Source organism: Streptomyces sp. NPDC000594, from assembly GCF_040299965.1.
In the GTDB taxonomy this organism is placed as follows: Bacteria; Actinomycetota; Actinomycetes; order Streptomycetales; family Streptomycetaceae; genus Streptomyces.
Genome location: NZ_JBEPCY010000036.1, coordinates 71,530 through 85,938 on the forward strand (window position 1 = coordinate 71,530; position 14,409 = coordinate 85,938).

General features: G+C 72.3%; 14 protein-coding genes. 13 read left to right on the top strand and 1 reads right to left on the bottom strand.

Going from position 1 to position 14,409, the window contains the following annotated elements:
* The first annotated feature begins 54 nt into the window (after positions 1-54).
* Positions 55-702 carry a vitamin K epoxide reductase family protein gene (locus ABT354_RS31885; protein ID WP_351500240.1) on the top strand — a complete coding sequence of 216 codons (648 nt, stop codon included), beginning with the start codon at positions 55-57 and terminating at the stop codon, positions 700-702.
* 102 nt (positions 703-804) lie between these two features.
* On the top strand, positions 805-2,169 hold the full coding sequence (locus ABT354_RS31890; protein WP_351500242.1) for a replication-associated recombination protein A: 1,365 nt from the start codon (positions 805-807) through the stop codon (positions 2,167-2,169).
* A gap of 46 nt (positions 2,170-2,215) precedes the next feature.
* Here the strand turns inward: ABT354_RS31890 and ABT354_RS31895 are convergent, their stop codons facing one another.
* Positions 2,216-2,911 carry a DUF2470 domain-containing protein gene (locus tag ABT354_RS31895; protein WP_351500244.1) on the bottom strand — a complete coding sequence of 232 codons (696 nt, stop codon included), beginning with the start codon at positions 2,909-2,911 and terminating at the stop codon, positions 2,216-2,218.
* 191 nt (positions 2,912-3,102) lie between these two features.
* On the opposite strand from ABT354_RS31895, the gene rpsD reads away from it, so the two are divergent.
* The 11 genes from rpsD to ABT354_RS31950 all read left to right on the top strand — a co-directional run bounded on the left by rpsD (position 3,103) and on the right by ABT354_RS31950 (position 14,325).
* Positions 3,103-3,717, top strand: coding sequence for a 30S ribosomal protein S4 (gene rpsD, locus ABT354_RS31900; RefSeq protein ID WP_351500246.1), 615 nt, complete (start codon positions 3,103-3,105; stop codon positions 3,715-3,717).
* A 375-nt stretch (positions 3,718-4,092) separates the two neighbouring features.
* Positions 4,093-4,530, top strand: coding sequence for a DUF948 domain-containing protein (locus ABT354_RS31905; RefSeq protein WP_351500248.1), 438 nt, complete (start codon positions 4,093-4,095; stop codon positions 4,528-4,530).
* A gap of 3 nt (positions 4,531-4,533) precedes the next feature.
* Positions 4,534-4,899 carry a DUF6167 family protein gene (locus ABT354_RS31910; RefSeq protein WP_351500250.1) on the top strand — a complete coding sequence of 122 codons (366 nt, stop codon included), beginning with the start codon at positions 4,534-4,536 and terminating at the stop codon, positions 4,897-4,899.
* Positions 4,899-7,568: an alanine--tRNA ligase gene (gene alaS / locus ABT354_RS31915; protein ID WP_351500252.1), complete on the top strand. Its 2,670-nt coding sequence runs from the start codon at positions 4,899-4,901 to the stop codon at positions 7,566-7,568. Before ABT354_RS31910 ends, alaS begins: the two co-directional genes overlap by 1 nt.
* Positions 7,569-7,573: 5 nt before the next feature.
* Entirely contained in the window at positions 7,574-8,038 is a 465-nt protein-coding gene (gene ruvX / locus ABT354_RS31920; protein WP_351500254.1) for a Holliday junction resolvase RuvX, read from the top strand.
* 101 nt (positions 8,039-8,139) lie between these two features.
* Positions 8,140-10,038 (top strand): endolytic transglycosylase MltG, encoded by a 1,899-nt coding sequence (mltG, locus tag ABT354_RS31925; protein ID WP_351500256.1) that lies wholly within the window; start codon positions 8,140-8,142, stop codon positions 10,036-10,038.
* A 35-nt stretch (positions 10,039-10,073) separates the two neighbouring features.
* On the top strand, positions 10,074-10,925 hold the full coding sequence (locus tag ABT354_RS31930; protein ID WP_351500258.1) for a shikimate dehydrogenase: 852 nt from the start codon (positions 10,074-10,076) through the stop codon (positions 10,923-10,925).
* Positions 10,926-11,103: 178 nt separating this feature from the next.
* Complete coding sequence (aroC, locus tag ABT354_RS31935) at positions 11,104-12,288, top strand: chorismate synthase (RefSeq protein ID WP_351500260.1); 1,185 nt, start codon at positions 11,104-11,106, stop codon at positions 12,286-12,288.
* Positions 12,289-12,317: 29 nt separating this feature from the next.
* Positions 12,318-12,800: a shikimate kinase gene (locus tag ABT354_RS31940; protein WP_351500270.1), complete on the top strand. Its 483-nt coding sequence runs from the start codon at positions 12,318-12,320 to the stop codon at positions 12,798-12,800.
* Positions 12,797-13,888 carry a 3-dehydroquinate synthase gene (aroB, locus tag ABT354_RS31945; RefSeq protein ID WP_351500262.1) on the top strand — a complete coding sequence of 364 codons (1,092 nt, stop codon included), beginning with the start codon at positions 12,797-12,799 and terminating at the stop codon, positions 13,886-13,888. Before ABT354_RS31940 ends, aroB begins: the two co-directional genes overlap by 4 nt.
* A complete protein-coding gene (locus ABT354_RS31950) occupies positions 13,885-14,325 on the top strand; it encodes a type II 3-dehydroquinate dehydratase (protein ID WP_351500264.1) in 441 nt (146 codons plus the stop codon). Before aroB ends, ABT354_RS31950 begins: the two co-directional genes overlap by 4 nt.
* The last annotated feature ends 84 nt before the right edge of the window (positions 14,326-14,409 follow it).

Below are 14,409 nucleotides of genomic sequence, written 5' to 3' on the forward strand. Positions count from 1 at the left end.
GTCCGTGTCCGAGCGGCGACCGAGCAGCGGAAACGGCGAAACGGCGATATCGATATGACGACAGCAGCGGTGGACGACGACGTGACCTCCGGCGAGCGGACGGGCGACGAGGACGGCGGGCGGCGCACGATCGGGGGCGGCCGTTCCTTCGCCTGGCTGCTGGTGATCACGGGCGCGGCGGGACTGCTGGCCGCCTGGGTCATCACCCTCGACAAGTTCAAGCTGCTGGAGGACTCCTCCTTCGTCCCCGGGTGCAGCCTGAACCCGGTGGTCTCCTGCGGCAACATCATGAAGAGCGACCAGGCGTCGGTCTTCGGCTTCCCCAACCCGATGCTGGGCCTGGTCACCTACGGCATGGTGATCGCCATCGGCATGGGCCTGCTGGCGGGGGCCCGCTACCGCCCCTGGTTCTGGCTCGGGCTGAACGCGGGCACCGCCTTCGGCGCCGGGTTCTGCATGTGGCTGATGTACCAGTCGCTGTACGAGATCGGCTCCCTCTGTCTGTGGTGCTCGCTGGCCTGGGCCGCCACCATCGTGATGTTCTGCTACGTCACCCTCCACAACATCCGCCACCGGATCATCAGGCTCCCCGAGGGCGCGCGCTCGCTGCTGCTGGAGTTCCACTGGATGCCCCCGGTGCTCTGGATCGGCGCCATCGGCATGCTGGTGCTGACCCGCTGGTGGGACTTCTGGGTCAGCTGACCCCTCCGTGGCAGCCCGGGCCGGCCCGTCCCGGCACGGTCCCGCGCCCCCGCGGCCACCGGCCCCGGGGGCGTTGTCGGTGGGCTGCCTTAGGCTTCCTGTGTGGAGCCCGACCTGTTCACCGCCGCCGCCGAAGCCCGCCAGGAGAAGGACCCGTCCAGCAGCCCGCTGGCGGTCCGGATGCGCCCGCGCACCCTGGACGAGGTGGTCGGCCAGCGGCATCTGCTGCGGCCCGGCTCACCGCTGCGGCGGCTGGTCGGCGAGGGCGCGGGCGGCCCGGCCGGCGCCTCGTCCGTGATCCTCTGGGGCCCGCCCGGCATCGGCAAGACCACCCTCGCCCATGTGGTCTCCCGGGCCACCGACAAGCGCTGGGTCGAGCTGTCCGCGATCACCGCCGGGGTCAAGGAGGTCCGCGCGGTCATCGACGGCGCCCGCCGCGCGGCCGGCGGCTTCGGCAAGGAGACCGTCCTCTTCCTCGACGAGATCCACCGCTTCTCCAAGGCCCAGCAGGACTCCCTCCTCCCCGCCGTGGAGAACCGCTGGGTCACCCTGATCGCCGCCACCACCGAGAACCCCTACTTCTCGGTGATCTCCCCGCTGCTCTCCCGCTCGCTGCTGCTCACCCTGGAGCCGCTGACCGACGACGATCTGCGCGGGCTGCTGCGCCGCGCGCTCACCGAGGAGCGGGGGCTCGGCGGCTCCCTCACCCTGCCCGAGGACGCCGAGGCCCATCTGCTGCGGATCGCGGGCGGGGACGCCCGGCGGGCGCTGACCGCCCTGGAGGCGGCGGCGGGCGCGGCGCTCGACAAGGGCGAGGCGGAGATCGGCCTCAGCACCGTCGAGGAGACCGTCGACCGGGCCGCCGTCACCTATGACCGCGCCGGTGACCAGCACTACGACGTGGCGAGCGCGCTGATCAAGTCCATCCGGGGCTCCGATGTGGACGCGGCGCTGCACTATCTGGCGCGCATGATCGAGGCGGGGGAGGACCCCCGGTTCATCGCCCGGCGGCTGATGATCTCGGCGAGTGAGGACATCGGGCTCGCGGATCCCACGGCGCTGCCCATCGCGGTCGCCGCCGCGCAGGCGGTGGCGATGATCGGCTTCCCGGAGGCCGCGCTCACCCTCAGCCACGCCACCATCGCCCTGGCGCTGGCGCCCAAGTCCAACACCGCGACCACGGCGATCGGCGCGGCCCTCGCGGATGTCCGCGCGGGGCTCGCGGGCCCGGTCCCGTCCCATCTGCGGGACGGCCACTACCAGGGCGCCGCCCGGCTGGGTCATGCCCAGGGCTATGTCTATCCGCATGATGTGCCCGGTGCCATCGCCGCCCAGCAGTACGCCCCGGACGCGATCCACGGCAAGCGGTACTACACCCCGACGCGGTACGGCGCCGAGGCGCGGTACGCGGATGTGGTGGAGCGGGTGCGGGAGCGGCTCGGCCATCCGGCCCCCTCCGGCGGCTGACCCCCGGGCATCCGCCCGGCCCGGCCGCCCCTTCCGGCGCCGGGCCTCAGTGCGCGGCGGCGGTGAAGAGGGTGTGCATCGCCCGGCGCAGCTCGGTGATGTCCGCCACCGGCTCGGGGAAGTCGAAGCGCGCGTCGAAGCAGCGATGACCCACGAAGCGCACCCGCAGCCCGAAGCGGTCCAGCGCCAGCGGTACCGCCCGTGCGCCCGCCTGGCCGGTCACCGCGGCCGAGCGCTCGCCGAGCAGGGCGCACAGCTCCTGCACCTGGTCGCCGTGGGCGGTGTGCAGATGCTGGAGCAGCTCGGTCTCATGGGCGATCAGCGGGTCGACCGAGGCGCGCGCGAAGGCGTCGGCGTCGACGGAGGAGGCGCCCCAGAGATCGTCCACATACAGCTCGCCCGGCTCCAGCCGGACCATCATCGAGCCGGGCTCGGCCAGCCCGGGGGCGCAGGTGAGCCATCCCGAGACCCAGGCCCGGCCCCGGATACGGTGGGGGACGGAGACCGGTGCGACATCCGTGATCTCCAGCACGGCCGGCAGTTCGTCGTCCTGGGCGTGGGTGGCCGCGCGCACGGCGGGGGAGTCCGCGGCGAAGAGGAGGTACACCTCCCCGTCCTGGCCCACGACGCGGGCCTGTGGAGAGAGCTGTTCCGGGCGGGCGGTGTCCACACCCGGAATCAGCAGCACCGCCGAGCATGTACTCTGTACGAGAGTTCGTGTGCGATCGGCTGCTGACGGCATCCGGTCGATATCAAGTCCGCTGGGACGCGGCTGACCATGAGCTGATCGGACCTCCGTCACCTCGACGCCCCGCTGAGCGGCGTCGGCGTTCTTCGTGCTGTCCGTGATGCGTGTGGTGTTCCCCGGGCGTGACATGCGATCTCCTTGAGTAAGGTGAGCCTAACCTAACCTACAACGGAGGTCTGGAGAACGTGCCTAACCAGTCGCGTCCCAAGGTCAAGAAGTCCCGTGCGCTCGGTATCGCGCTGACGCCGAAGGCCGTCAAGTACTTCGAGGCCCGCCCCTACCCGCCGGGCGAGCACGGCCGTGGCCGCAAGCAGAACTCGGACTACAAGGTCCGTCTGCTGGAGAAGCAGCGGCTGCGTGCGCAGTACGACATCAGCGAGCGCCAGATGGTCCGCGCCTACGACCGCGCCCGCAAGGCCGAGGGCAAGACGGGCGAGGCCCTGGTCATCGAGCTGGAGCGTCGTCTGGACGCCCTGGTGCTGCGTTCGGGCATCGCCCGCACCATCTACCAGGCCCGCCAGATGGTCGTCCACGGCCACATCGAGGTCAACGGCGGCAAGGTCGACAAGCCGTCGTTCCGTGTCCGTCCCGACGACGTCGTGATGGTCCGCGAGCGCTCGCGCGCCAAGAACCTGTTCCAGGTCGCCCGCGAGGGTGGCTTCGCCGCCGACGGCGAGACCCCCCGCTACCTCCAGGTGAACCTGAAGGCCCTGGCCTTCCGCCTGGACCGCGACCCGCAGCGCAAGGAAGTTCCGGTCATCTGCGACGAGCAGCTCGTCGTCGAGTACTACGCCCGCTGATCCCGGGCGCGGTACGACCCCGCGCATCGGCCCGCCGCTCTCCTTCGGGGAGCGGCGGGCTCTCGCGTTCCCGGGGTCGCCGTCCCGTCCCCCGCCCGTCCTCCGGCTGTCCCCCGCCTGTCCCCCGCCCGGCCGCCGCCCGGCCCTCGGCGGAGCGGGAATCCACCGGTCCGACCCGGTATTCCGTTCGGAGGGCGGGTGCGGGCGCGATAGGCTCGGTGGACGGTTTTACGGGGTGTTCCCGACGCGTCGGGGCTTCGAGGTATCGAGGCTTCGGGGTACCGGGGACATGGCCCGGACGACCGGACGACATGACCCGGGCGACACAGAGCCGGACGACACAGAGCCGGACGACACGAGAGAGAGCGGTGCGGTGTGACCGGTGGAGAGGTTGCCGGGATCCTGGTGGCCGTCTTCTGGGCGATCCTGGTCTCCTTCCTGGCCGTGGTGCTGGTGAGGCTGGCCCAGACGCTCAGGGCGACCACCCGGCTGGTGTCGGAGGTGACCGAGCAGGCGGTCCCGCTGCTGGCGGACGCCTCCGCGACGGTCCGCTCGGCACAGACCCAGCTCGACCGGGTCGACGCCATCGCCACCGATGTCCAGGAGGTCACCTCCAACGCCTCCGCGCTCTCCACCACCGTCGCCTCCACCTTCGGCGGCCCGCTGGTCAAGGTCGCGGCCTTCGGCTACGGAGTGCGCCGGGCGATGGGCCGCACGGACGAGACCCCCGGGGAGCGCGGTCGCACGGTGATCGCCGGCCGGTCGGTGCCACCCGCACGTGGCGGCCGGGGCCGCTGGGGCAGGAAGGGCTGAGAGATGTTCCGCCGTACCTTCTGGTTCACCGCGGGCGCCGCCGCCGGTGTGTGGGCCACCACCAAGGTGAACCGCAAGCTTCAGCGGCTCACCCCCGAAAGCCTGGCGGCCCAGGCCGCCAACAAGGCCATCGACGCAGGTCACCGGGTTAAGGACTTCGCTCTGGACGTCAGGGCGGGAATGATCCAGCGCGAAGCCGAGTTGGGCGAGGTACTCGGCACCGCGGCCCACCCCGGCCCGGCCGAGCTTCCGTCCACCGGCGGCTCCGGACGCCCGGCGCTCGCACGGGAGCGCCGCCCCGCGCTCGGGAAGCCCCGGCGCGCCCCGTACATCCACCCCAACACATCCAACCGGAATGAGGACCACTGATGGAGTCGGCTGAAATCCGCCGCCGCTGGCTGAGCTTCTTCGAGGAGCGCGGGCACACCGTCGTCCCTTCGGCGTCGCTGATCGCGGACGACCCGACTCTGCTGCTGATCAACGCGGGCATGGTGCCGTTCAAGCCCTACTTCCTCGGTGAGACCAAGCCGCCGTTCCCCCGCGCCACCAGCGTGCAGAAGTGCGTCCGTACCCCGGACATCGAAGAGGTCGGCAAGACCACCCGGCACGGCACCTTCTTCCAGATGTGCGGCAACTTCTCCTTCGGCGACTACTTCAAGGAAGGGGCCATCAAGCTCTCCTGGGAGCTGCTGACCTCCTCCGTCGAGGACGGCGGCTACGGCCTGGACGCCGAGCGCCTCTGGATCACGGTCTACCAGGACGACGACGAGGCCGAGCAGATCTGGCGGGATGTCGTCGGGGTCCCCTCCGAGCGCATCCAGCGGCTGGGCAAGAAGGACAACTTCTGGTCCATGGGCGTCCCCGGCCCCTGCGGCCCCTGCTCCGAGATCAACTACGACCGCGGCCCGGAGTTCGGCGTCGAGGGCGGCCCCGCCGTCAACGACGAGCGCTATGTGGAGATCTGGAACCTGGTCTTCATGCAGTACGAGCGCGGCGCCGGTGAGGGCAAGGAGGACTTCCCGATCGTCGGGGACCTGCCCTCCAAGAACATCGACACCGGGCTCGGCCTGGAGCGTCTCGCCATGATCCTCCAGGGCGTACAGAACATGTACGAGACCGACACCCTGCGGGTCGTCATGGAGCGCGCCACCGAGCTGACCGGGGTCCGCTACGGCGCCGAGCACGGCTCCGATGTCTCCCTCCGGGTCGTCGCCGACCACATCCGCACCTCCGTGATGCTCATCGGCGACGGGGTCACCCCCGGCAACGAGGGCCGCGGCTATGTGCTGCGCCGCATCATGCGCCGCGCCATCCGCAATATGCGGCTGCTCGGCGCCACCGGCCCGGTCGTCGCCGCCCTGGTCGATGTCGTCATCCGGACCATGGGCGAGCAGTACCCCGAGCTGGTCACCGACCGCACCCGGATCGAGGCCGTCGCCCTCGCCGAGGAGGCCCGGTTCCTCAAGACCCTCAACGCCGGCACCAATGTGCTCGACGGGGCCATCACCGAGGCCAAGTCCGCCGGCACCGCGGTCCTCGCCGGTGACAAGGCGTTCCTGCTCCATGACACCTGGGGCTTCCCGATCGACCTCACCCTGGAGATCGCCGCCGAGCAGGGGCTGAGCGTCGACGAGGACGGCTTCCGCCGTCTGATGAAGGAGCAGCGGGACAAGGCCAAGGCCGACGCCCGGTCCAAGAAGACCGGCCACGCCGACCTCTCCGCCTACCGCGAGGTCGCCGACACCTCCGGCGCCACCGAGTTCACCGGCTATGGCGCCACCGAGGGCGAGTCCACCATCGTCGGGCTGCTGGTCGACGGCGTCCCCTCGCCCGCCGCCACCGAGGGCGACGAGATCGAGGTCGTCCTCGACCGCACCCCCTTCTACGCCGAGGGCGGCGGCCAGCTCGCCGACACCGGCCGGATCAAGCTGGACTCCGGCGCCGTGATCGAGATCCGCGATGTGCAGCAGCCGGTCCCCGGTGTCTCCGTGCACAAGGGGTCGGTGCAGGTCGGCGAGGTGACCGTGGGCGCCTCCGCCTACGCCGCCATCGATGTGCGCCGCCGCCGGGCCATCGCCCGCGCCCACAGCGCCACCCACCTCACCCACCAGGCGCTGCGCGACGCCCTGGGCCCGACCGCCGCCCAGGCCGGTTCGGAGAACTCCCCGGGCCGCTTCCGCTTCGACTTCGGCTCGCCCGCCGCCGTCCCCGGCACGGTCCTCACCGATGTCGAGCAGCGGATCAACGAGGTCCTCTCCCGTGAGCTGGATGTCCAGGCCGAGGTCATGAGCCTGGACGAGGCCAAGAAGCAGGGCGCCATCGCCGAGTTCGGCGAGAAGTACGGCGAGCGCGTCCGGGTGGTGACCATCGGCGACTTCTCCAAGGAGCTGTGCGGTGGCACCCATGTGCACAACACCGCCCAGCTGGGTCTGGTGAAGCTGCTCGGAGAGTCCTCCATCGGCTCCGGCGTCCGCCGGATCGAGGCCCTGGTCGGCGTGGACGCCTATAACTTCCTCGCCAAGGAGCACACGGTCGTCGCCCAGCTCCAGGAGCTGGTCAAGGGCCGTCCCGAGGAGCTGCCCGAGAAGGTGGCGGGCATGCTCGCCAAGCTCAAGGACGCCGAGAAGGAGATCGAGAAGTTCCGCGCCGAGAAGGTGCTCCAGGCCGCCGCCGGGCTCGCCCAGGGCGCCCAGGACATCCACGGGGTGGCCCTGGTCACCGGGCGGGTGCAGGACGGCACCACCGCCGACGACCTGCGCAAGCTGGTGCTGGACGTCCGGGGCCGCATCCCCGGCGACCGTCCGGCCGTGGTGGCCCTGTTCACCGTGGCCAACAGCCGTCCGCTCACCGTCATCGCCACCAATGAGGCCGCGCGCGAGCGCGGGCTCAAGGCCGGTGACCTGGTGCGCACCGCCGCCAAGACCCTCGGCGGCGGAGGCGGCGGCAAGCCGGACGTGGCCCAGGGCGGCGGTCAGAACGCGGACGCCGTCGGTGACGCCATCGCCGCCGTCGAGCGACTGGTGGCCGAGGTCTCGTGACGTCCATGCGACGGGGGCGCCGGATCGCCCTCGATGTGGGCGACGCCCGGATCGGGGTCGCGTCCTGCGACCCCGACGGGGTGCTCGCCACCCCGGTGGAGACCGTGCCGGGACGTGATGTCCCGGCCGCCCACCGGCGGCTGCGGCAGATCGTCGAGGAGTACGAACCGATCGAGGTCGTCGTCGGTCTGCCCCGCTCGCTCAGCGGCGGGGAGGGCCCGGCGGCCAAGAAGGTACGTGCCTTCGCCACCGAGATGGCCCGGGGGATCGCCCCCGTCCCGGTCCGGCTGGTGGACGAGAGGATGACCACAGTAACGGCCACCCAGGGGCTGCGCGCCTCGGGCGTGACCTCCCGAAAAGGGCGCTCTGTCATCGACCAGGCTGCCGCTGTGGTGATCCTTCAGAACGCTCTGGAGTCCGAACGGACGGCGGGGGCGCCCCCCGGCGAGTCCGTCGAAGTGGTTGTCTGATCGCGATACGGTAACGTTCCGCGCGATGCGGCGCTTTTCGAGCAGCCGCTGCTCAACGGAGAGGCGGCCGTACGGACCCCCTCACGGCTGTTTGGGGAACCATGACTGAATATGGGCGGGGCCCGGGCTCCGCGCCGTGGCAACCGGAGGACCCGTTGTACGGGGACCCGGCATGGACGGGGCAGCAGAACCCCCACGCGGACCCCCTCGCGGACCCTCTCGGGCAGTCGTACCAGGGCCATCCCGGTCAGTCCCCCGAGGGAAATCCGCAGTACGGCACCCCCGACCCGTATCAGCAGCACCAGCAGCCGCAGCATCAGCAGCACCAGGCACAGCACCAGCAGCCCTATGAGCAGGCGCCCGGTCAGCCGTACCCGGATCCGTCCCAGCAGCACGCCCAGCCCTTCACCGGGCAGGGCGTGCCGGGCGGGCAGGGCGGCTATGAGGGCCAGGGGGCCGGGTACCCCGGTCAGGGCGGGTACGAGGGACAGCCCGGCCCCGGCCAGGTCCCGGCCGCCCCCGGCTACGGCGATCAGCAGTACGTCCCCCAGCAGCCCCAGCACCCCCAGCAGCCCTATGGCGAGCAGCAGTTCCCCGGTGGCTGGGACGCGGGCCAGCAGACCGCGATGCCGTACGACCCCACCCAGGGCGCGGCCGTCCCGGGTGACCCCTACGGCGGCCGGACCCCCGACCCGTACACCGGTCCCGACGCCTATCCGCCGCCGGAGCCCCCGGACCGCCGCACCGAGCACCCGCCCGGCGACGGGGCCGCCGAGGCCCCCCTCACCGAGGACGGCACCGACGGCGACGACGAGCGGCACCCCGCCCCCGACGACGACGGAGCGGGCCCGCCCCCGCCGCCCGGGCGCTCCCGGCGCGGCGACGGCTCCGGCCGGGGCGGTGGCCGGTCCAAGAAACAGCGCAAGAGCCGCAACGGTGTCGCCTGTCTGGTGGTCGCCGCCGTGCTCGCCGGCGGCGTCGGTACGGTCGGCTACTTCGGCTACCAGTTCTGGGAGGGCCGCTTCGGCCCCGCCCCCGACTACAGCGGCTCCGGCAGCGGCACCGTCCAGGTGGAGATCCCGCAGGGTGCCGTCGGCTCCGAGATCGGCCGCATCCTCAAGAAGAACGGCGTGGTCAAGAGCGTCGACGCCTTTGTCTCCGCGCAGGGCAACAACCCCAAGGGCCAGTCGGTCCAGGCCGGGGTCTACACCCTGAAGAAGGAGATGTCCGGGGCCAGCGCCCTGGAGGCGATGCTCCGGCCCGAGTCCCGCAACGCACTGATCATCCCCGAGGGCCGCCGCAACGCCTGGGTCTACCAGCAGATCGACAAGCGGCTGGAGCTGGAGCCCGGCACCACCCAGAAGGTCGCCCGCGAGGAGGCCGGCCAACTGGGGCTGCCCAAGTGGGCCACCGGCCACCCCAAGCTCAAGGACCCGCTGGAGGGCTTCCTCTTCCCGGCGAGCTACCCCGTCGCCAAGGGCACCGAGCCCGAGAAGGTCCTCAAGCGGATGGTGGCCCGCGCCGTCACCGAGTACGGCCGGATCGACCTCGCCAAGGAAGCCCGAGAGCTGGGTCTCAAGGGGCCCTGGCAGCTGATCACCGTGGCCAGCATGGTGCAGGCGGAGGGGAAGACCGACGACGACTTCCGCAAGATGTCCGAGGTCGTCTACAACCGCCTCAAGCCCGGGAACACCCAGAGCAACGGGAAGATCGAGTTCGACTCCGCCTACAACTATCTCAAGGGCAAGAGCGAGATCAAGATCAGCCTGAACGAGATCAGGAACGACCCGGATGTGTACAACACGTACTACCACGAGGGTCTTCCGCCGGGCCCCATCGGCAACCCCGGCATGCAGGCGCTGGAAGCGGCGATCGACCCCACCGACGACGGCTGGTACTACTTCGTCGCCACCGACGGCATGAACAAGACGGAGTTCGCCAAGACCCTCAGCGAGTTCAATGTGCTGCGGGACAAGTTCAATGAATCGGGCGTCGAATGAGGTCCGCCGAGTCCGGTACGGGTGAGAGGGACAGGATGACCGCCGCGCGGGCCGGGGCCCCCTGCACGGTGCGCCGGGCGGCCGTGCTCGGCTCGCCCATCGCCCACTCGCTCTCCCCGGTGCTGCACCGCGCCGCCTACGCCGCGCTCGGCCTCGGCCACTGGTCGTACGACCGGTTCGAGGTCACCGAGGAGAAGCTGGCCGGCTTCCTGGACCGGCTCGACCCCTCCTGGGCCGGTCTCTCACTGACCATGCCGCTGAAGCGGGCGATCATCCCGCTGCTGGACGGGATCAGCCCCACCGCCGCCGCCGTGGAGGCGGTCAACACCGTCGTCGTCACCGAGGACGGCCGCCGGACGGGTGAGAACACCGATATCCCCGGGCTGGTCGCCGCCCTCGCCGAGCGGGGTGTCGAGCGGGTCCCCGCCGCCACCGTCCTCGGGGCCGGGGCCACCGCCGCCTCCGCGCTCGCCGCCCTCGCCCGGATCTGCGCCGGGCCCGTCACCGCCTGTGTACGGGGCGAGGCCCGCGCCGCCGAGATGCGCGGCTGGGGCGAGCGCCTCGGGGTGGAGGTGCGCGTCCTCGACTGGGCCGACGCCGCGTCGGCGCTCACCGCCCCACTGGTCGTCGCCACCACCCCGGCGCGGGCCACCGACGGCCTCGCGGACCGGGTGCCCGAGGCCCCGGGAACCCTCTTCGACGTGGTCTACGACCCCTGGCCGACGCCGCTCGCGGCGGCTTGGTCCGCCCGGGGCGGGGCGGTCCTCGGCGGTCTCGACCTCCTGGTCCACCAGGCGGTCCTCCAGGTCGAGCTGATGACCGGGGTCCGGCCGGGACCGCTGGCCGCCATGCGCGCGGCGGGCGAACAGGCCCTCGCCGCCCGCTGACCCCGGGCCGCCCGCCGGACCGGCCCGCTCCGCCGCCGGTGTCCCGGGCCCGGGTGTCCGCCTGCTGGACCCATGAGTCCGGGCACCCCGCCGGACATGGGAGGATCACATCAGGCGGACCGGTGGCCGCGCGCCCGGCCCGGCCGCAGCGGTTCCAGGCGCGATGAGAGGAGCACCGTTGAGCAGGCTGCGTTGGCTGACGGCGGGGGAGTCCCACGGCCCCGCACTGGTGGCCACCCTGGAGGGACTGCCCGCCGGGGTACCCGTGACCACGGAGATGGTGGCCGACCATCTGGCCCGTCGCCGGCTCGGCTATGGACGCGGCGCCCGGATGAAGTTCGAGCGCGACGAGGTGACCTTCCTCGGTGGTGTGCGTCACGGTCTGACCATGGGCTCCCCGGTGGCCGTCATGATCGGCAACACCGAGTGGCCCAAGTGGGAGCAGGTCATGGCCGCCGACCCGGTCGACCCCGACGAGCTGGCCGCCCTCGCCCGTAACGCCCCCCTGACCCGCCCCCGCCCCGGCCACGCCGACCTCGCGGGGATGCAGAAGTACTCCCTGGACGAGGCCCGCCCGGTGCTGGAGCGCGCCTCCGCCCGGGAGACCGCGGCCCGGGTCGCCCTCGGCGCCGTCGCCCGCTCCTACCTCAAGGAGACCGCCGGCATCGAGATCGTCTCCCATGTGGTGGAGCTGGCCGCGGCCCGTGCCCCGTACGGCGTGCTGCCCACCCCGGGCGATGTCGACCGGCTGGACGCGGACCCGGTGCGCTGTCTCGACCCGGACGCCTCCGCCGCGATGGTGGCCGAGATCGACCAGGCCCACAAGGACGGCGACACCCTCGGCGGTGTGGTCGAGGTGCTGGCCTACGGCGTGCCCGTCGGCCTCGGCTCCCATGTCCACTGGGACCGGCGGCTCGACGCCCGGCTCGCGGCGGCCCTCATGGGCATCCAGGCCATCAAGGGCGTCGAGGTCGGCGACGGCTTCGAGCTGGCCCGGGTGCCCGGCTCGCAGGCCCATGACGAGATCGTCCCCACCCCCGACGGCATCCGCCGCAGCACCGGCCGCTCCGGCGGCACCGAGGGCGGCATGTCCACCGGCGAGCTGCTGCGGGTCCGCGCCGCGATGAAGCCCATCGCGACCGTGCCCCGCGCGCTGGCCACCGTCGACATCACCACCGGTGAGCCCGCCGCCGCCCACCACCAGCGCTCCGACGTCTGCGCGGTCCCCGCCGCGGGCATCGTCGCCGAGGCCATGGTGGCCCTGGTCCTCGCGGACGCGGTGGGCGAGAAGTTCGGCGGTGACAACGTGTCCGAGACCCGGCGCAATGTCACCTCGTACCTCGACCACCTCCAGATCCGGTGAGCGGTCCACGCGTCGTCCTGGTCGGGCCCATGGGCTCCGGCAAGTCGACCGTCGGCGAGCTGCTCGCCCGCCGCCTCGGGGTCTCCTACCGGGACACCGACGCCGATATCGTCGCCGCGGAGGGCCGGGAGATCTCGGACATCTTCGTCACCGACGGTGAAGAGCGCTTCCGTGAGCTGGAGCGCGCGGCGGTGGCGGCGGCGGTCGCCGGGCACACCGGCGTCCTCGCCCTCGGCGGCGGCGCGATCCTCGACGGTTCCACCCGGGCCGCCCTGCGCGGCCTGCCGGTGGTCTATCTCTCCCTGGAGGTCGACGAGGCCGTCCGGCGCACCGGCCTCAACCAGGCCCGGCCGCTGCTCGCGGTCAACCCGCGCCGCCAGTGGCGGGAGCTGATGGACGCCCGCCGGCATCTGTACACCGAGGTGGCCCGCGCGGTCGTGGCCACCGATGAACGCACCCCCGACGAGGTCGCCGACGCGGTCCTCGCGGCATTGGAGCTGAAGGACGCATGACGGACGAGGCAGTGACCCGTATCCAGGTCGGCGGCAGCGAGGGCACCGCCCCGTACGAGGTCCTGGTGGGCCGGCAGCTGCTCGAAGAGCTGCCGGGGCTGATCGGCGGGGCCCAGCGGGTCGCCGTGATCCACCCCGAGGCGCTGGCCGGGACCGGTGAGGCCATCCGCGAGGACCTGGCCGGCCAGGGGTACGAGGCCATCGCCGTCCAGGTCCCCAACGCCGAGGAGGCCAAGACCGCCGAGGTCGCCGCCTACTGCTGGAAGGCGCTGGGGCAGACCGGCTTCACCCGTACCGATGTGATCATCGGGGTCGGCGGCGGCGCCACTACGGACCTCGCGGGCTTCGTCGCGGCCAGCTGGCTGCGCGGGGTGCGCTGGATCGCGGTGCCCACCACCGTCCTCGGCATGGTCGACGCCGCCGTCGGCGGCAAGACCGGGATCAACACCGCCGAGGGCAAGAACCTCGTCGGCGCCTTCCACCCGCCCGCCGGGGTCCTCTGCGACCTGGCGGCGCTGGACTCGCTCCCGGTCCATGACTATGTCTCCGGTCTCGCCGAGGTGATCAAGGCCGGATTCATCGCCGACCCGGCCATCCTCGACCTGATCGAGGCCGACCCGGAGGCCGCCCGCACCCCCGCGGGCCGGCACACGGCCGAGCTGATCGAGCGCTCCATCCGGGTCAAGGCCGAGGTGGTCTCCGGCGACCTCAAGGAGTCGGGCCGCCGCGAGATCCTCAACTACGGCCATACGCTCGCCCACGCCATCGAGAAGAACGAGCGCTACCAGTGGCGCCACGGGGCCGCGGTCTCCGTGGGCATGGTCTTCGCCGCCGAGCTGGGACGGCTCGCCGGACGCCTGGACGACGCCACGGCCGAGCGGCACCGCTCGGTCCTCGCCTCCGTCGGACTGCCGCTCACCTACCGGGGCGACCAGTGGCCCCGGCTGCTGGAGACCATGAAGGTCGACAAGAAGTCCCGGGGCAATCTGCTCCGCTTCATCGTGCTGGACGGGCTCGCCCGGCCCACCGTCCTGGAGGGCCCGGACCCGGCGGTGCTGCTCGCCGCGTACGGGGAGGTCACGGCGTGACCCGGCGCGTCCTGGTGCTCAACGGCCCCAATCTGGGGCGGCTCGGCTCCCGTGAGCCCGATGTCTACGGGGCCACCTCCTACGCCGGACTGGTGGAGACCTGCGAGGCCGTGGGCCGGGAGCTGGGCTTCGCGGTCGAGGTACGGGAGACCAATGACGAGGGCGAGCTGATCCGCTGGCTCCACGAGGCGGCGGACGGCTCGATCCCGGTGGTCCTCAACCCCGGGGCCTTCACGCACTACTCGTACGGGATGCGCGACGCGGCGGCCCAGCGCACCGCGCCCCTGATCGAGGTGCACATCTCCAACCCGTACGCGCGGGAGACCTTCCGGCACACCTCGGTGGTCGCCGCGGTCGCCAGCGCCACCATCGCGGGCTTCGGCATCGGCTCCTACCGGCTGGCGCTGCGGGCGCTCGCGGAGGAGCTTCCCGGGTAAGGACGCCCCGCTCGTGCCGTGGGGCCCCCCCCCCCGGCGACAGGGGGGGGGGGGGCCCGCCGGGCGGGGGGTGGGGTGGGGTGG